This is a genomic window from Paenibacillus koleovorans NBRC 103111 (genome assembly GCF_004000845.1).
In the GTDB taxonomy this organism is placed as follows: Bacteria; Bacillota; Bacilli; order Paenibacillales; family NBRC-103111; genus Paenibacillus_AA; species Paenibacillus_AA koleovorans.
This window is the reverse complement of sequence record NZ_BIMA01000032.1, coordinates 22,991-40,510: the sequence shown is the minus strand read 5'-3', so window position 1 is coordinate 40,510 and position 17,520 is coordinate 22,991. Positions and strand designations below refer to the sequence as shown.

Sequence of the window (17,520 nt, the reverse complement as noted above, 5' to 3'; positions counted from 1 at the left end):
GAATTTTTTTTCTTTACGCCACTTTATTTTTCTTCCAAGTGTCGAAGAGCCGCCTGTAGCGCCTCGATCAAACGCTCGGTCTCAGCCTTTCCCATATGTACGGTTACATAATTCGCTCGCAACCCCCCGCTGTTTAGCTCCAACATAACTTGCTTCGATTGCTCGTTTACAGTCACATTGATATTATCGTCATAATAAATCGATTGAAGTGACATATAAGAACTCCTCCTTCGAAATCTAACTAACATTTCACAGTCAGCAGCACTCCAATCACCTATTTACCGAGTTGTTCTGCCAACCCAATTAGAAGTCCTTCAGTTCCACGAATGTAGCAGAGCCGATACGAGTCCCCGTACTGAACCACTTCGCCAACGAGCTGAGCCCCATGCTTAGTGAGTCTGGCTACCATTTCGTCAATGTCTTCAACGGTGAACATGACGCGTAGATAACCGAGGGCATTTACAGGTGCAGTGCGGTGATCGGATATAGTTGGTGGGGTGAGAAATCGCGAAAGTTCAAAGCCACCTGCTGTCGCATGCTCGACTGGTGTCAATTTACTCCCATTAACCAGAAGGAGCCTTGTCACCTTTTCACGTATTTCTTCTCCATTGTGGAGATAGGTCGATTCATCGCGAACCTTTAACGTACCGCTTAAGGCTTTGATAAAGGTCAACCGTACGCCTGATGCATCATGACGAATTTTGTATACCCGTCCTCCGAACGCGGCGTCAGAGTCATACGATTCCGTCTTTTGCTTTTATCTTGTTAGTCCTCCCTTGGGATCTACCTCTTGGTAGATAAATAAATCTTGATGATGATATCGGATCCTATAGTTTTCTTGCTTTAATTACAAAAGTTACAGGAAGCATCTTTGCCTTCTTTGCAAATTTGCTGCTGTTCCCCCACGACTGGATAATCTCCTCATCCGATTGCTCGATCATGTGCTCAATCAGAAAGCCCGCCTTTGCCAACGCATTCACATAGGTTGATAGTGTGCGGTCCGATAGTGTTAGCGTACTTCCGCCAAGAGATGTCGAATACCAGGATTCATCGAAATAACATTTTTTAAAAACAAACGTATCCTTTTCTTCCACAACGCATTTGTGTATAGGGTGGGACCAGCTGAAAATAAAAGCGCCGTCTTTTTTGAGGTAGGCAGCAATGCGGCGAAAAGTGCCCTCCAGGTCGGTTGTCCAGCCTATTGCATAAACTGAATAAACAAAGTCAAAATAATTCTCCGGTATGCCGCATTCCTCTTCCATGGGAGAACAGATTAATTTTGCTGAAAGACCGCACTCCGTCAGATGTTGCTTTGTCTTTTCGATTTGGTTTTCCGATATATCCATCCCCCACAATTCAGATGCTCGGCGTTCCCCCAAATATTGCAAGGAATGACCGCTTCCACATCCAATTTCCAGCAGTTTTTTTCCTGAGACATCGCCAAAAAGCTTGCAATTCTCTTCTGAGACAAATGCCCCATAATGGGGAAGCGAGGTTGCTCCTAAAACTTCATTTCCTTTGGTATCCCAAAATAAGCTGTTCGTTTCATGAATGACACCCTTATCCAGCTCGACCGAGATCGCGACAACCTCGCTGCCGCCTATTACGTTTGTTCTAGAAACAGAATTTTTATCCATGCAAGCACCATCCTCAAAGAAAAATATGAATCCCAACGCCTAATGATCGCGATCAACCTAAATCAAAGTCTATTAGCAGACGATTATTCACAAATGTTATTAATTTCCTACACTCTTGACAACGATTTCAATTTATTAAATTTTCTATTATTCCTCTGGCTATCACTTTATTTGTCATTAATTCAAATTTCATTCCAGGTTTGATTAAATGATTCGGTGCCTCATCTTTCTCATAAAAAGCTAAATACAAGTTTGCAGTTGTATCTCTTTGAGTATTTGGAGTTTTATGAAATTCAATTACTGCACTCCACAAGCCATATATTAACCCCCTATCTTCTTCAAAGATTATCGGTACTGAGAAGTTTCCAACTGGAATAATATTTTGACCGCCTTCTTCGGCTGTCAGGAAATATATCCTCACTTTTCCTATTGTCTTCATAATTTTATTAACTCTCCCACCGTATCAACTATGCAAATATGCATTATTATAACGTATGCTATTAACTTCCAACACTCTTCACTGGCTCTCGCAGTACCTTGACTGCACAGTACGAATACAGCTCAGATGGCGATATCATCCAAGAAGACTTCCTTGATAAAGAATAGAGAGGAATATTGAATCTATATATAATGCCGCATTCTTATCCTTTTCGGTGATTCCAAAAGTTTTGTCTATATTCTGAGGGTGAGACATTCATTTTTTTGTAAATTGCTTAATAAAGTAAGTATCCTATTAAAAACCACAGGATTCACTGATTTCATTTATTTTTAGATTTGGAAGCATTAGGGCTTCACATAGTATGTGGTCGAGGGTCTACTTCACCATGAACTAAGAGCACAGGAGCAGTAATTGAGGAAGTGACCTCATTCATAAACTCATCATTTTCCATATACTCATTGCAGTCAACTTTTTGATTGACTTCATTGTTTACAAATTGACCATCCACCCGTGGAAGCATAGAAAAATTATTTTTGTTAAATAAATCTGCCCTCAAACTGAGTTCACGTATTCGGTTTCGGGTATGTTCTTCTTCTATACCACTCATTTTGTTCACGATTGAGCGCAATTGAGTATACTCTTCTCTTTCATCAATGCTCATATTTTCAAGTCGATTAACACGATAATCGATATGCCATGCGGGGTTTATTCCAGTCCCCGATATATAAATTAATGCTTTAACCTGACTATTATATCTGGCAGTATAAGCTAGTCCCAATGATGCCCTCCAAGAATGTCCGCACACAATCCATTGTCTATACCTAAATGGAGCCTTAAATGTTCTAAATCATCAATAAAGGTTTTAACATCATAGGGTCCTTTTTTCTCAGACCTCCAACTCCCTCGCTGCTCATACCGTATTACTTTGTAACGATTATCTAACATATTAGCGACAGGCTCTAAATAGTCATATGCCCCTGGTCCTCCGTGTAAGAGCACCTTAAGAATTCCCTGCCCTTGTGTTATATGTCAGATTGATACACCATTTATTTTTGAAACTATTCCATCCATCTAATCCCTCACAATTTACGGCTATTATTAAATATATTCCTCTAGAAATTCAAATCCTTTGAGTTCTTTTGCCCGTTACTTCAACGAACAACATTAGCCGATCGTTTGTCCAGTTGCCACTTTATAGAGATTCAACTATCGTTTCCCGCTAGCGTAAGGGACGTTTATTTTTGAACCTCAATTTAACTCTCCATATTATTAAGATTGCTATTGAGAAAACAAAAGTAATAATCAGTAATGATTTATTTTTCCACGCGGGTTCTGTTAATTGGTTGAGAGCGTGAATATCTTTGCTTGCCTCAGTAATCAGTTTATTGCCGCTACAAAGACTGGTGGATTCTTTACCTTTAAGATTTTCTGTATAAACTAGATAATTTTTTCCTACTTCAAATTCTGTCCCACACATACCATAGAACCCACTATATACATAACCATCTGTGAGATTGCCCTTCCAAACCTTATCCGCACTAAAAATGTTCCCGCCATCTTTATCTTTGCTAATTAACGTACCTGTGAATACGACACTAGATAGTTCAAATCTTTCCTCGATGCCTAGATTGCCGCAACTACATGCATACGCCGTATTAGGGCGTTGTACACTCAAACTGACTATAATACAAATAATTAAAACAACAGCTAAGTTTTTTTTATTCAAACTATCACCTCACTCCAGTTTGTGCAGTCGAAAGTATAGACGCAATATGGAAATTATTGTTGCACTATCCTGACCGTTAGCTTAACACCGTCGCTTTAGCCGGCAAAAGGTACAAGTTCTTGTCACAGATCGGCAATAGGTACAAGTTCTTGTCAAAAGCAAATGACAAGCTTGTTCCCATACCGCACAAAAACCGCCAAATGGGCGGTTACTTATCGGTACATGTTCTTGTCATCCGGCACATCATTTAGAAAGAGGGAACCAAAGTTACGAAGCAGGAGAACTTGGCGAACATGGCCTAGAGGTCCGGAACTTAGGCGTTAACAAACAAAAAAAACGGCGCACGGATACGCCGATTCACTGGTTGCCCCTATGAAATCCAACACCTAAAAAAGTCACAGATACATACTATTTTATAAAGAAAATAAACATAAGTCTATATCTTTTTCATCTGAAATTGTATGTTATTTATGCGACCGCGGCGCAACATTTTAACATACAAAGGGTGAAGACCTGAATGATTACAAAAGAAGATGTGTTGTCTATTGTGCAATCCCAACTTGCCACTGACCTGAATTGCTCAGTCGAGGATTTGAACGGCGAAAAGGACAGTATTGTTTTTGTGGATGCCAAGGAAAATCCCGGACGCAGACTGTTTCCAAGAAAAGAGCGATATTTCGAAATCCTGTCTATGGGAAAATCGATTGTCGTTTCGGCAACCCCCGAACGCTTGGCCATTGCCCAATCGCAGATGCAGGGTAAAAGCAGGGATGCCGTATTTTCCTTGCCGTTCATCAGGGGGCTTTACTTGCATTTTCTGCCTGATGTAACAAAAATAAAACCGATGTCGCCGCCGGACCTCTTTACGTTTGAATGGATGGGGCGGGAAGAAGTCTACCAATTATTTGCGGATACTGTAGGTCCAAAATTTCGAGAAGCAGTCATTTATGATCCGAATCTTCCTTGGCAGACCGATCTGATTATGGTTGCAAAGAAAGACGGGGAAATTGTCGGTATGGCGGGTGCCAGCAAAACCTGTGCGAAAATGTGGCAAATCGGCGATGAAATATTACCCGAATATCGGAATAGGGGACTGGCCAGTTTTCTTGTAAACAGATTGACTTTTGAAATATTGGAACGTGGAGAGGTGCCGACTTATGATGCAATCTCCAGTCACATTGCTTCACTGAGGGTTGCCAACCGAATAGGTTACTTCCCCGCATGGGTGTCCGATTGGCGATGCAATTTTGAAGGACTTGAACAGCAGTTTTAAGATAAAGGGTGATACAATAGTTTCCCATTACTAAGACATAAAGTCCCGCAGCCTAAATCGTGGTTGCGGGACCATTGACTTATACGCAATAACAGTCGTGAATAAGGCTATCCTTAGTTCATGTTCGCAGTCGCATCGCTTATTACTATATATAGACGGTTAAAGGATTCAATTGTTGCGTTTAACTGCCCGTTAGCTTAACGACACATCGCTTTAGTGGCCAAGGTACAAGGTAAGGATCATTTCCGTCTACTCTACAATTTGCCATTACGTTGAGAGCAACTAAGCTTAATGGTCTTCCATGTTGTATCCATTTTTTTACTCTCTCCCATTGATCATGGAAACCCTTTACATGTTCCTCCATCCAGTTCAGGACATTCTGCGAGCGAAAGCGGTGCAAGCATGCAAAGGAAGTTTTCGGTAAGCTTTTCTCTTCAACTGTTGTTAAGCATTCTATGACGAGCCGAAACCCCTCATCAGTAGGAAGGCACCTCGCCGCTGCAACGGACAACTGGATTTGATAGGTCTCATCATAATCCTGCCATAAGCTTCGTACCCACGTTTCCGCTTTCTTCGCCAATACTTCCGCTGTAATTTCAAGCAAACGGTCCCTGTTTGGCACGGTTACATCATTCTGGTAACGGTGTTGAATGTGATCCAATAACAAAGAGGCATCAAATGCAGATCACGATTTGCACCGAGTATCGGATGAACAAAATGAGATTTGTATATATAGATATATCGAATAAATGCTATAGATCGACAGAGAGGCATTAGAGGATGATGAACATTACGGTGCTGGGTGCCGGAACGATGGGGCTTGGGATAGCTGGAAGCTCTCATTCAACTGGAAGCCATCGTCGCCTCCAACACCTCCTCTTTCACGCTCCAGGAATTGTCTGCGAATTTGTTGGATCAGGTCGCTTCCCTCCTGCGGGTTTGCGGCAAAGTACCGGTTGTGCTGAGCAAAGATATTCCCGTTTTATTGCCAATCGCTTGCAGGTCGGTGAAGTCTACCACACCCGTCAGCAAAATCAAGAGCGAGTTTTCACTGCAAAACGCCGCGAGCTGTGGGTGCCTCCAAATCTTCTTGGCTTATCTCGAAAAAATCAATCACCTTGATTTACGACTCTTGTTGAAAAGGAGGCCTCATGCCTTATTGAACTATTGCGCCTTCCAACAGGCTTGAGCTCCTTCAATCGTCAACTCCATCCCCAGCTCCCGGCTCAGCTTCTGCAGCTTGTACAGCACCTGGGTGTCGTCCGTCAACCGGGGCCATCCTCTCCGGTAACGGGGCTCCCCAAAGCCGAGCTCAATGGGATGGAACGTCATTTGTGTCAGCATCCCGTCACCGAATGACAGCTCTGCAATAACGGACGACCATACATCCGGATTGACGCCCAAGCCACGAGTATTGTTGGCGCTCCGGGCATCCAGCGCATCCGCTGTATTGTGTTCGTGACCGAGGCCATACTTTTCATAATAGTCAGCCGGCAGCCGAGTTACAGCGTCATTTTGGAAAATAAAATTGCCTAGACTGTACAAAATGGGCTTCCCCTTATACAACTCCACGCCGCGAATGATGTGCGGTCCATGACCCATTACGGCATGTGCCCCTTCATCGATGCAAGCCCTAGAGAACTCCGTCAAAAATTGAGCGGGGAGATCTTTACGTCCATCTCTCATCTCATGCGAATGAATGCTCACAAACACATAGTCGGCCTGCCTTCTTGCCTCCTGGACGGTGCGGAGGAGACGGGACAGATCCGAAGAGTCCGGTTTCGTAACCATCCCCTCGCCAGCGCCCTCCTCGAAACGATGATGGCCAAATTCAAGCGCAGCCGAGTCTTTCGTGACGAAGCCCTCTTTGGCCAACAAATCCCGTTCGTCGTTAATACCGGTTTCTGCCGCTATGGCTTTCAACTGCTCTAGTCTCTCTGCAGAAACCCGGTACACCGTGGAGAAACGAAGCGGATTGACGCCGGGTCTTCCCGGTACGTCGGGCCTTTGCTCCCCGGCGCGCCATGATTCGTGGAAAGTCGATGTAGCTGCAAGTAAAGCGATTCGGGCGCCGCGGACCTCTATATACTTGATCGCTCCGGCTTCCGCCAGATTTCGTCCGACGCCAGCATGCACCCAATCATAACGATCCAAATATCGCGAGGTCGCTTCAAGCCCGCCATACGAATAATCCATGGAATGATTATTCGCCCAAGCCAGCGCATTGAAGCCATACATCTTCAGATCATCGAGCACCCATGGATCGGCTACCGCCCAAGTACCTCCGCTTTGCGCTGAGGGGGGTCCTTCCATTCGATGAACCGTAACCTCCAAATTCGTAAAACGAACATCCGCTTTCCCAATAATACTAGCCACCTGGCGAAACGAATCATCCCCAGCCGGCAGCCGACGGGTAATGAAGCTGTCTCCTGTCGCGGCTAGGCTTATCCGACTCACTCCCATCTCAACCCCCGTCTCCGTCCGTCGTCCGAATCAGATCTTCCTTGTCAACTGTCCATTCCGGGCAAGCGAATACAAGCTGGATCAGCAACTCCGCTGCAATACCCAGCACCTCTTCGTCGAAATCAAAACACGGCTGATGGTGCCCTTGCGTTAACGGGCTGCCGAACATCAAATATGCGGCTTTCCCGCCTCGCTCTTTCACTTTCCTGAGCATGAGGGAGGCATCCTCTGAGACTCCCATCGCCAGGGTAGGTATCACGGTATGGATGCGGTTTATTCGTTCGCATTCCCTTTGTATCCATGGAATAAGAGCCGTGTCTGCCTCCGCCGAAACTCCGCTACCCACCATTTCCCGCTGGCACACGACGCCATACACGTTCGCAGTCCCCTCGAGTATGCGCACGGCTTCCGTAAGCATAAAGGCGTTAAGCTCTTCCGTCACGCCGCGTGTTTCCAGCTTCATATGAGCTTCTTCCGCTATTACATTCCGTCCCGTTCCGGCTACCAATTGGCCGACATGAATTCGCGTCGCCCCTCCACTGTGGCGGCTGATGCTATGTAGGTGCAAGGAGGCGGAACACGCAGCAAGAAGAGCATTCCGTCCCAGCTCGGGCGATTCCCCGGCATGAGCGGCTTTGCCGCGGAATACAACGTCGAGCTTGGTAGTCGATAGGAACCCGCTAGACGAAGCGACAACCTCACCGAGCGTTCTACTCTTGAGTCCGATATGCCCGCCAAAAAAATAATCGACGTCATCGAGCCAGCCGGCCTCAATCATCGCTTTGGCTCCGCGGCACCCTTCCTCGGCAGGCTGAAACAGCAGCCGTATCTCCCCGGTAAGCTCCTCGATTCGCTCCGCGATTTGTACAGCCGTACCAACCCCTATCGCGATGTGACCATCATGGCCACAGGCGTGCATCAGGCCTTGTCTTCGCGAACGGTAGCCCATCTTGACCGGAGCATGAGCCGGATCCTGGCTTTCGCCAACTTCAACACAGTCCATATCGAATCGGAGTGCGACAATGGGGCCAGGCTTCGAGCCGCGAATGATCCCGACGACCGCCGTATGTCCGCCTCTCATCTGTTCGAGCCAATACGGATTGACGCCTTCATTCAGCGCCATCTCCTCATGCAAGCTTATTTCATCGGCATGGGGAACACCCATCCTGGCTTCCGAGAGGCAGGCTTGGCGACCTGTCACCACTTCGAATCCGAGTTGGGTCAACCGCTCCGCCACGAACGCAGCGGCCCTGTACTCCATCCAGCCTGGCTCCGGGTAACTATGGATGGCTCTTCGTATGGCAACCATATCCGAAAGCCATTGGTCATACGCCTCTTGGTCCATGGGAACAATCACCCCCGAGGATCAGTGCGCCAACCAAGCTTCCGCCATCCGTCTCCCCTGTACCCGCCATATTCGATTGACCCAGCAAGACGAATAACCGCATAAAAGAACCCCCTATGGTGTTTGTTCCTGACTACGCTTATGTTTCCGATAGCTACCCGGCGTCGTCCCCGTCACCTGCTTGAAGATCCGCGTGAAATTTTGCACGCTCGTATAGTGCAGGCGATCCGCGATGTCCTTGATAGGCATGTCCGTCGTCGAGAGCCAGACTTGGGCCCGATCCATCCGATAAGCAATGATGAATTCCAAATAGTTGGTATCCGTCTCTTCCTTGAAGAGCCGGCTCAATGTAGAAGCGGATACGCCGAACAGGCCGGACAGATTTTGCAAAGAGAGGTCGGAGTCGAAGTTGTTCTGGATGTAGTGCAGGACTTGCGGGATGAGCTTCTCCGAGTGCTCGATGTACTGCTGGTCCAGGCAGTTGCCTACCTTGGGGAACACTTCCTCGGCAATCCAGCTATGCACCTCCTCAAGGGAGGACAACCCGAACAAATAGTCCAACACGTCGTATTCGAACATGTTGTCGAGGTCGAAGCCCCGCTCCTTGGTCAGCAGCCCGATCTCCCCGATCAACAGGGAAAACAAACCCATAATCGCTTCCGATTGATGAATGGAGGCAGGCAGCTCGGCCATAATGGCGTTCAGCTCCTCTCGGGCCTCATCCAGCTTATTCTGACTCAGACTGTTCAGAATCGCCTTCTTCCGCTTCGCCAGCTTGTGTATAGGTTGCTTGTCCGAATGCTTGAGCGATTCCGCGTGAACGATCGAGTGGCTCCCCAGCACCCACAAGTAATCGGTGAACCGGATCGCTTCATCGTAAGATTCCGCAATGGTGGCATAAGACGGCCTCGAGCTGCTGATGGCGATGCCAGTCTCCACGTTCAGCCCGGCCAATCGCTCGCGGATTTGTTCTCCAACGGCGGTAAGGCGAGCCAATTCTCCCTGCCCCGGCTCCTCGGTTTGAACCAACACGACAATTTGCCTCGACTTCGGCACGACGGAGGCGTACAACCCCTGGAGCGGCTGCAGAAATTCATCAATCACGCTTCGCATCGCATACAAGAGAGACACGCGGTCCTCCTCCTTGTAGGTCGATCTTTCATAAGCCGACTGTCGGATCTCCATCACTACGACGGAGAAGCAGCTGTGATCGCTCGGGAATTTATGCTCGAGCTGCAGCATCTCGATCTCGCGGGAAGTCACTTCCCCCCTCAATAGCTGCAAGAACAAGCTGTCCTTGAGATAAGGCAACTGCTCATGCAATTTCGTCAACAGCTGCGAGTTGCGGTCCGTCATTTTCACCAGGGAAGCATCGATTTGCTGAAGCTCATCATCGCCTCGCGGATTGAGGTCGAACTTACTGGCAAGCGTCTGGATAGGCCGATACACTTTGCGGAATCCGATGATGGAAGCCCCGACACTGGCAAGCAGCAAGCAGCAGACGAACGACCATGTCAGCAGCAGCACTTTATTGGAAGCCGCTTCAAGCTCATCCGTAGGCGTCATAGCGACAAAGGTCCAATTTTTCACATTCGACCGCAGGGAGGCCACCTGATATTCTTGCTGATCGAATGTCACGGTCACGTCCGCGCTGCCCGCTCTCTCTTCGATGGAAGACAGCAGTTCGGGCGGCGATAGCTTGGATCCGGGCTCGACATTGTTCTGACTGGACAAGATCGTCCCCTGATCGTCCACGATGAACACTTTGCGCCCGCCTTCCATGCTGATCCGGTCCAAGTAGCGCTTCATCTTCAACGTATCGAGATGCATGATCAGGAAACCTAACGGATTGCTGCTATTCAGGGGAATCGCTCGGACCAGCAGCATCTCCTTCATCTCCGAATACGTATTCGGGGGGATGACGACCGATCCGTAGCGCAATTGATTGGCTTGACGAATAATGTCCGTATAGGGATATTCCACAGTCCGGATAATCCCGTTGCGCGAAGAGTAGATTTGGCTGTATTGGTTGTAATAGAGCGATATATCGAGTCCGAAGCTCGTATTGGAGATCGCGTTCAGCAGCAGATCCATCATCTCCATCGTAATCGGCAATTGATTCTGGAAGATGCCGGCCTCCAGCGACTTCTTGATCGTTTGATCATTCGCCAGCCGAACCGAGGTGTTCTCGAGATCCAGGAGAAAATCGTCGACTTGAAAGGTGAGCTGCTTCAGAATCGTCTGCTGGCTGCGGTCCGATTCTTCTTGCACGACGCTGGAAGTAATCCAGGAAGACAATAGACCGATCATCAGCACGGGAACGGCGCTTAATAGCAACGAATACAGCAGCAATCTACGTTTGAACGTCAAATGAAGGGAGCTTAGGATTGTCCGCCAAGTCTTCAAGAGTGGCACCCCATTTTGATCAGTTGCCTTTATCATACAATAGAAATCGCGGACGATGTTAGCGTTTCCCCTCGGTGCTTTTCCTCACGCTGCCTTTACCCTTTGACGGATCCGATCAGCATCCCCTTCACGAAGTATTTTTGCAGAAAGGGATAAATCAGGATGATAGGGATAATGGCCAACACGACCGTCGCCATCTTGACCGTTTCCGGCGGCAATTGGGTGAGGCTCGCAATGTCCGTAGACATTAACTCCTGGCTCACATTCGGGGATTGAATCATATTGCGCAGCACGACTTGGATCGGGTGCCAGTTACGGTCGGACAAATACATAATCGCCGGGAAAAAGCTGTTCCAATGCCCTACTCCGTAAAAGAGCCCAAGGGTGGCTACGATTGGCGCCGATAAGGGAAGAACGAGTCGGAAGAGGGTCGACACATCCCCGCAGCCGTCCACCTTCGCCGCATCCTCCAGTTCACTGGGTAGATTCTCGAAATACGTTTTCATGATCAGCATATAAAACGTCGAAACGAGGCTCGGGATGATCAAAGCCCAGAAGGAATCGTACAGCCCCACCGCTCTCACAATAAGATAGGTCGGAATAATGCCGCCGCTGAACAACATCGTAAATACGATGGCTATGAGAAACCCGTTGCGTCCCGGAACGAACTTTTTGGATAACGGGTAAGCCACAAGCATAGTAAAAACCAAGTTCATCAAGGTGCCTACCGTAGTTACCAACACCGTGACACCGAGCGCTCTAGGGATGCGCTGACTCGACAATATTTCCTCATACGCCGACCAAGTCCATTGGCTGGGGAAAATGACGAAGCCTCCGTGGCGAACCACTTCCGTGTAAGGCGTAATGGAAACGACGAATACGTAGTAGAGCGGAAACAAGGTCATAAGCGCGAATAGGCCAAGGGAAAAATAGATCAGACCGTCTACAAGGCGATCCATGGGCGTTCTATCGAAATTCACCATATGCCGGAGCCCCCTACTTTCTTGGCGATGCGATTGGCACCGAGCACCAGGACGAAGCCGATCACGGATTTGAACAAGCCTGTCGCCGCTCCAATACTGAATTCGAGGCTCTCCAGCCCCCTTCGGAATACCCATGTATCGATAATATCGCCGGATTCGTATACCCTCGCATTGAGGAACACGTAGATCTGATCGAAGCCGGCATCCATAATATGGCCGATCCGAATAATTAGCAGCAGCACGAACACTTCACGGATGCCGGGCAGCGTAATGTGCCACAGTCTTCGCCATCTTCCCGCTCCATCTATGACGGCCGCTTCATACAGCTCTTGATTGATGGAAGCTAGCGCCGCCAAATAAATGATCGCTCCGTACCCCGTGTTCTTCCACATCTCCGTCAAAATAATGAGAGGCCGGAATAACCGATTGTCCGTCAGTACCTGCAGCTGTCCCCATCCCATGTCCCGCACCCAAGTGCTCAGCAGCCCGGATTCAGGAGCGAGGAAGGAGAAGGCCAGCCCGTACACGATCACCCAGGACAAAAAATGCGGACCGTAGGTGACCGTCTGCACGACTCGCTTGAACCATTGCAGCCGAATCTCGTTAAGCGCAAGCGCTAGGATGATATCGGGGAACATATTAAATACAATGCGATAGAGGCTGATGACGATCGTGTTGCGGAAAATCGTGAGAAAATCGGGGGAAGCGAAGATGATTTCAAAGTTGTCCCAGCCAACCCACTTGCTTCCCCAAACTCCCTTCACCAAATTGTAGTCTTGAAAGGCGATCAGTAGCCCGCCCATGGGCAAATAGTGAAAGATCAAGTAGTACAGCAGTCCTGGAAACAGCATCAAGTAAAACCATCGACTGCGGTATATTCGATTCCAGGCACCGGAGTTGCGTGAATTTCGGTTCATTTCCTTAGTGCCGTTAAGCATGTCCACCCGCTCCTATCCGATAGGCAAGCATGTTTTATTTTATTTTCCCCGCTGCCTTTACAAGCTCCGTATAGGCATTAATGAGATCGTTGCCCTTATACTTTGTCATCAGCTCTTCCCGATATTGCGGCCAGTTCTTGGCCGACTTCTCTTGGAACACCAGCTTGATCTGCATGTCGTATTGCCGCTTGCGGAAGTCAGCCAATTCAAATCCGACCGGTGGGATCAGAGACACGCCCAAGCTTGGGTACAGCGGCAAGGACAACAGGAATTTGGCCTGCTCCCGGTCTCGGTCGGTTTGTCTCGGATCTACCACAGTAAATCCGTATACCTCCGGCGATTCTGGCGTGAAGAAGCTCCATATTTTCAGAAAATCTCCTTGCTTCACAATATCGTTCGTAAAGGCATCGACATTCAAGTTGATGTTTTTGCCTTCGAGTTTATAGTGCGTATTCGCTACCCCGTAGTGCGTGAGCAGGAAGCCTTCTTCGCTGGCCAACCAATCCAGAATTTCCGTCGAACGCTGCACGCGCTCCGGATATTTCTCCGCGATCGATTTAGCGAACAGGAATGGCACCCCTGGGGCATTCTCGCTGCGCAGCGGTGTGCCCGGGAACATTGTGAACGGCACCCAATCCGCTTTCGGATTCAACTGCTTGCTCCGGTATTGAATGCCTTGTTGATTGTTATCGAAAGCAAAGTCGACGGCGCTCCCCAGGACGATCCCCACTTTGCCTTGAATCGCCTTCTCGATATGCTGCGGGTTCTTGTTCAAGAACCAGTCCGGATCGACCAAATCCTCGGCGTTCAGCTTAATGATGTCGTTCATTACGCCTTCCATCAGCGGATTCAGAGTAATATCCACGTACTTGTTGTCCTTCACGAATCCGGCGAAGCTTAGCCCATTCTTGGTAAATTCCGGCCAGTCCGTACCGAGATTCGTACCGCCGGCCGAAAGGGAAAATCCATAGGTATCCTTCTTTCCATTGCCGTCGGGATCGTTGTTCCGAAAAGCTCTTAACGTGGCTAAATACTCCTCGTAGTTTTTGGGGATCGGCATATTGAGCTTATCCAGCCAATCCTTGCGGATGAAATAGGAACGAACGCTTTTCTTCTGATAAGGAATAGGCGCGCGGACCAGCTTCCCGGACAACGTTCCGTATCCCTTCAATTCCTCCTCATTCATCCAGTATTTGAAATAGTTCGGCATGGCGGACGGAGTAACGATCGTACTGATGTCCGCCAACAGTCCATCCAGCGCATACTTTTGTCCACCGTCTGGAGTCGCATCCCGCCACATATCCGGGGGGGTTACGGCCAACATCGTATTCACCTTCGTCACGTAGTCCGCCACGGGGAAATATTCGATCTTCAGATCCACATTGAATTTCTGCTCGATCGTCGTCAGCACGAAGTCCTTGCTCTCGTCGGGCAGATTCGAATTGGCAGCGCCAGGAATGACCCAATGCAGGGATATCTTCTCCCTAGTCTTGGCTGGACTTGCCGATGAGTTGGGCGAGGATGATGTTTGGGTTGAATTGCCTGAGTTGCCCGACGAACAACCCGACACTAGAACAGCCGTTGCTACCGCGAACATTGTAACCGTATTCAATCTTTTCAAACTTGACCCCTCCTTGGTTGGTTGAGCTATTGACTTGCATCTTCAACTTCTCATAGCTGGCGCTTGTGTCACAATTATCTTTACTCCTAATCCGCTTCCCTACAAGAATAGATAAATCGTCTGGAAATAGATAAGGCTTTACGGAGTGCGACCTAACGCGCCAGCCAGCTGACCCATCAGCCCCATGGCCATTTGCGAAATAACCCGGTACCCGCTCTTCTGCAAAGCTTCGCCGCCGCGGTTGTTCTGCGCGACGCCGGCCAACAGTCCGTCCGGGGTTAAGTAAGCTTGAAGACCGACGAACGCTTTCTCGGCAGATCGTCTTGCCTCGTCCGGGAGCTTGCCATGGCTCGCCCCAAGCGCCAGAGCCGCTGCAATACCCGCCGAGCCGGAAGTATCGGCTCCTGTAGCCGGATCGTCAACAAAGCAGGCCCAGAGCCCGTCTTCTCCTTGCAGCGCAATCAGATGAGCCGCTACACGGCGGATTTCCGGCTCCAATGTCTCCAGCCCTGGCACCTCAGACGCCCCCAATTGCTGCAGGTTCATCAGCGAGCGGGTCAACCCGAGCATGTACCAGGCATAGGCGCGAGCCCAATCTCGATAGCGGTCCGCATTCGAGCCGGGTCTGTAGCATTGCCAGAGGCCCTTGTCATCCGCCAATTCGTCCATCCGCTCGCGCAGGAGCCGCAAAGCCCACCGGCCAAGCTCGGCGTCCTTCCTCTGCCACGCCAAGACGGTTATGGGATAAGCCATCGTATAGCAGCCCTCCGCCGTCAGCGCATGCTCGGTGGAAAGCCAGTACTCGATCGCTCGGTCCAGTACCGGGTGATCCGGCCACACTTCCGCGATAACGGCAATAGGGAGCGTGGATTCATCCAAGTAGAACACATTGTCCGATACTTGGCCGAAATGATCCTCCATCACGAGCGTATCCCCTGTCGGAAAATATAGCTGCAGATGATTCAGCGCGGTGTCCTTCCATCCCTGATTCGGCGCGGCCAGCTCCAATTGGTACAAGCCGTCCAATACACAGCCCTCCAGCCAGCCGAAGGGCTGGATCGAAGTAACCGAGCGAAATTGCGTGTAAAATTCGGATAGTCTGTCGACTCCGCCGCTGATCAGAAGATGAGGCTGCATCGTAGCCGGAATACCGGCCGAGTCGGAAGCGGAATCTGGCTGATAGAACATCCATAACGGTCGGTTCCCCTCTACCATTAAGAGGCTTAATCCCTCTGAAGCGACGGCTGGGATAGCCTCAGCCGGCAGCGGAACCTCATAGATCTGGGTGACATAGCCATACCGGATATCGAATGTGGCGAGAACGCGCCCGCTCTCGGACAAGGCCACGTCAATCCGTTTTTCCTCGCGAACATCGCAAGCTATGCAGAGGCGGAGAAACACGCTGCAGTCGGAGTCGGACGCGGGAAGCCCCGACCACTTCAAGGTAGTAGCCCGCTTGCTGTCCGAGCTGTCGATCGCCGCCGTCCCCCAGCCGTACGGAACTCTTTGTCCGCTCGGGATCGGTAACGTCGGTGCGAATTCGCATACGGCTTTGTATTTCTCTAGTAGCTTACCTGATATTGTCATGGTGTTATACCCCCAACGATTGAATTCATTTCATAGGGTACGGAATGACCCAGAGTCGCAGACTCATAGATGGCATCCATTACCCTCCGCACTACATAGGCTTGCTCCAGGTTCGTCTTGGGCTCCTGATCCAGCACGATCGCTTGCACGAAGTCCGCAAGCAGCCGCTGCTGCATCGTAGCGAAGTTCTCTTCGCCTTCCCAGACGACTTCCTCACTCTGCGCACCGTCGCGATACGTGTCCAGCACGATCGTTTGCTTCGAAGGCAGGATCCGGAAGCTCAAGGAACCGTGCGTGCCGGTTATTCGCCAAACCGTCTCTTGTCTGCCGACGGCAAACTCCCCCTGCTCCAGCATCAGGACGGGACCGCCCTCGAACGTAATCATTGCTGTCGTTAAGGACTCGGCATCGGTTCCCGGAGCCACATGCTCCTGGAACAGGTCGGGCACGCTCCATGTACGAGCGAATACGTGCTCCGGCCGGAGCCTCCAGTTCACAATCCCCAGCATATAATCCAGGGCATAGGAGCCTAGATTCGCCAGGTTGCCTCCCCCATTCACGGACTTGGACAACCGCCACAACGGTGGAGGCACATCGGGTTTCGGCTTGACCGCCGTCTGCCAGCGGCTGTGCAGCACCCGGATCTCGCCTAATTGCCCGGAGGCAACGACGCTCGCTACCGCTTCCGCCGAATCCTGGCATCGCAATCTGGCCGAGCAGCAGCCCACCTTGAGCGAACCCCTCGCCTGAATTAATTGTTTCACTTCATCCGCATGCATCGCTACGGGCTTCTCGGTCAGCACATGTTTGCCGGCCTGCAACGCTTGCAGCGCCAGCGGCGTTCGGAACGCCGTAGGCAGCGCCAGCACGACGGCATCGATAGCCGGATCGCGGAATAGCTCTTCCGCGGTGGCGTACACCTTGGCGATGCGGAACTCATCCGCCGCCGCTCGTGCCAAATCCAAGTTCAGATCCGTAACGGCCTCACTCACCGCCGGAGGGATAGCTTGGGCAGCCTTCATATACACCCGCCCCATGACCCCGCAACCGACGTATCCGATTCTGACTTTCTCCTTGGCCATCATGAGCCTCTCCCTCTCAA

At 49.9% G+C, this 17,520-nt stretch carries 17 protein-coding genes; 2 read left to right on the top strand and 15 right to left on the bottom strand.

The window, feature by feature from the left end:
- Positions 1-23: 23 nt before the first annotated feature.
- The 7 genes from PKO02S_RS12950 to PKO02S_RS12920 all read right to left on the bottom strand — a co-directional run bounded on the left by PKO02S_RS12950 (position 24) and on the right by PKO02S_RS12920 (position 3,802).
- On the bottom strand, positions 24-215 hold the full coding sequence (locus tag PKO02S_RS12950; RefSeq protein ID WP_127583387.1) for a hypothetical protein: 192 nt from the start codon (positions 213-215) through the stop codon (positions 24-26).
- Positions 216-274: 59 nt separating this feature from the next.
- A complete protein-coding gene (locus PKO02S_RS33755; protein WP_307720020.1) occupies positions 275-673 on the bottom strand; it encodes a hypothetical protein in 399 nt (132 codons plus the stop codon).
- Between the two features lie 154 nt (positions 674-827).
- Complete coding sequence (locus tag PKO02S_RS12940) at positions 828-1,637, bottom strand: class I SAM-dependent methyltransferase (protein WP_127583385.1); 810 nt, start codon at positions 1,635-1,637, stop codon at positions 828-830.
- Between the two features lie 127 nt (positions 1,638-1,764).
- Positions 1,765-2,076, bottom strand: coding sequence for a hypothetical protein (locus PKO02S_RS12935; protein WP_127583383.1), 312 nt, complete (start codon positions 2,074-2,076; stop codon positions 1,765-1,767).
- A 352-nt stretch (positions 2,077-2,428) separates the two neighbouring features.
- Positions 2,429-2,854 carry a hypothetical protein gene (locus PKO02S_RS12930; RefSeq protein WP_127583381.1) on the bottom strand — a complete coding sequence of 142 codons (426 nt, stop codon included), beginning with the start codon at positions 2,852-2,854 and terminating at the stop codon, positions 2,429-2,431.
- The gene (locus PKO02S_RS33875; RefSeq protein WP_164821427.1) at positions 2,845-3,075 is read right to left on the bottom strand and encodes an alpha/beta fold hydrolase; all 231 of its coding nucleotides are present in this window, start codon (positions 3,073-3,075) and stop codon (positions 2,845-2,847) included. Before PKO02S_RS33875 ends, PKO02S_RS12930 begins: the two co-directional genes overlap by 10 nt.
- Positions 3,076-3,295: 220 nt before the next feature.
- Positions 3,296-3,802 carry a hypothetical protein gene (locus PKO02S_RS12920; RefSeq protein WP_127583379.1) on the bottom strand — a complete coding sequence of 169 codons (507 nt, stop codon included), beginning with the start codon at positions 3,800-3,802 and terminating at the stop codon, positions 3,296-3,298.
- A gap of 517 nt (positions 3,803-4,319) precedes the next feature.
- Between PKO02S_RS12920 and PKO02S_RS12915 the strand changes: the two genes are divergently transcribed.
- Complete coding sequence (locus PKO02S_RS12915) at positions 4,320-5,075, top strand: GNAT family N-acetyltransferase (RefSeq protein ID WP_127583377.1); 756 nt, start codon at positions 4,320-4,322, stop codon at positions 5,073-5,075.
- 780 nt (positions 5,076-5,855) lie between these two features.
- Positions 5,856-6,197 (top strand): hypothetical protein, encoded by a 342-nt coding sequence (locus tag PKO02S_RS32355; RefSeq protein ID WP_164821426.1) that lies wholly within the window; start codon positions 5,856-5,858, stop codon positions 6,195-6,197.
- Between the two features lie 42 nt (positions 6,198-6,239).
- Here the strand turns inward: PKO02S_RS32355 and PKO02S_RS12905 are convergent, their stop codons facing one another.
- The 8 genes from PKO02S_RS12905 to PKO02S_RS12870 form a co-directional block, all read right to left on the bottom strand.
- A complete protein-coding gene (locus tag PKO02S_RS12905) occupies positions 6,240-7,532 on the bottom strand; it encodes a CapA family protein (protein ID WP_373865209.1) in 1,293 nt (430 codons plus the stop codon).
- Between the two features lie 7 nt (positions 7,533-7,539).
- Complete coding sequence (locus tag PKO02S_RS12900) at positions 7,540-8,883, bottom strand: amidohydrolase (RefSeq protein ID WP_127583371.1); 1,344 nt, start codon at positions 8,881-8,883, stop codon at positions 7,540-7,542.
- Between the two features lie 114 nt (positions 8,884-8,997).
- Complete coding sequence (locus PKO02S_RS12895; RefSeq protein WP_164821425.1) at positions 8,998-11,289, bottom strand: helix-turn-helix domain-containing protein; 2,292 nt, start codon at positions 11,287-11,289, stop codon at positions 8,998-9,000.
- 95 nt (positions 11,290-11,384) lie between these two features.
- Complete coding sequence (locus PKO02S_RS12890; RefSeq protein WP_127583367.1) at positions 11,385-12,272, bottom strand: carbohydrate ABC transporter permease; 888 nt, start codon at positions 12,270-12,272, stop codon at positions 11,385-11,387.
- Positions 12,266-13,210: an ABC transporter permease gene (locus PKO02S_RS12885; protein ID WP_127583365.1), complete on the bottom strand. Its 945-nt coding sequence runs from the start codon at positions 13,208-13,210 to the stop codon at positions 12,266-12,268. The genes PKO02S_RS12890 and PKO02S_RS12885 overlap by 7 nt, the downstream gene beginning before the upstream one ends.
- Before the next feature lie 34 nt (positions 13,211-13,244).
- Positions 13,245-14,831, bottom strand: a complete 1,587-nt coding sequence (locus PKO02S_RS12880) for an extracellular solute-binding protein (protein WP_127583363.1) — start codon at positions 14,829-14,831, stop codon at positions 13,245-13,247.
- Positions 14,832-14,969: 138 nt separating this feature from the next.
- Positions 14,970-16,418, bottom strand: a complete 1,449-nt coding sequence (locus PKO02S_RS12875; protein ID WP_127583361.1) for a glycoside hydrolase family 88 protein — start codon at positions 16,416-16,418, stop codon at positions 14,970-14,972.
- A complete protein-coding gene (locus PKO02S_RS12870) occupies positions 16,415-17,500 on the bottom strand; it encodes a Gfo/Idh/MocA family protein (RefSeq protein ID WP_164821424.1) in 1,086 nt (361 codons plus the stop codon). The genes PKO02S_RS12875 and PKO02S_RS12870 overlap by 4 nt, the downstream gene beginning before the upstream one ends.
- Positions 17,501-17,520 lie beyond the last annotated feature (20 nt).

Excerpts from the sequence above, each read along its gene's own strand:
- PKO02S_RS12950 (WP_127583387.1), bottom strand. The coding sequence starts at position 215 with ATGTCACTTCAATCGATTTATTATGACGATAATATCAATGTGACTGTA.
- PKO02S_RS12940 (WP_127583385.1), bottom strand. The coding sequence starts at position 1,637 with ATGGATAAAAATTCTGTTTCTAGAACAAACGTAATAGGCGGCAGCGAG.
- PKO02S_RS12935 (WP_127583383.1), bottom strand. The coding sequence starts at position 2,076 with ATGAAGACAATAGGAAAAGTGAGGATATATTTCCTGACAGCCGAAGAA.
- PKO02S_RS12915 (WP_127583377.1), top strand. The coding sequence starts at position 4,320 with ATGATTACAAAAGAAGATGTGTTGTCTATTGTGCAATCCCAACTTGCC.
- PKO02S_RS32355 (WP_164821426.1), top strand. The coding sequence starts at position 5,856 with ATGATGAACATTACGGTGCTGGGTGCCGGAACGATGGGGCTTGGGATA.
- PKO02S_RS12900 (WP_127583371.1), bottom strand. The coding sequence starts at position 8,883 with ATGGACCAAGAGGCGTATGACCAATGGCTTTCGGATATGGTTGCCATA.
- PKO02S_RS12890 (WP_127583367.1), bottom strand. The coding sequence starts at position 12,272 with ATGGTGAATTTCGATAGAACGCCCATGGATCGCCTTGTAGACGGTCTG.
- PKO02S_RS12885 (WP_127583365.1), bottom strand. The coding sequence starts at position 13,210 with ATGCTTAACGGCACTAAGGAAATGAACCGAAATTCACGCAACTCCGGT.
- PKO02S_RS12875 (WP_127583361.1), bottom strand. The coding sequence starts at position 16,418 with ATGACAATATCAGGTAAGCTACTAGAGAAATACAAAGCCGTATGCGAA.
- PKO02S_RS12870 (WP_164821424.1), bottom strand. The coding sequence starts at position 17,500 with ATGGCCAAGGAGAAAGTCAGAATCGGATACGTCGGTTGCGGGGTCATG.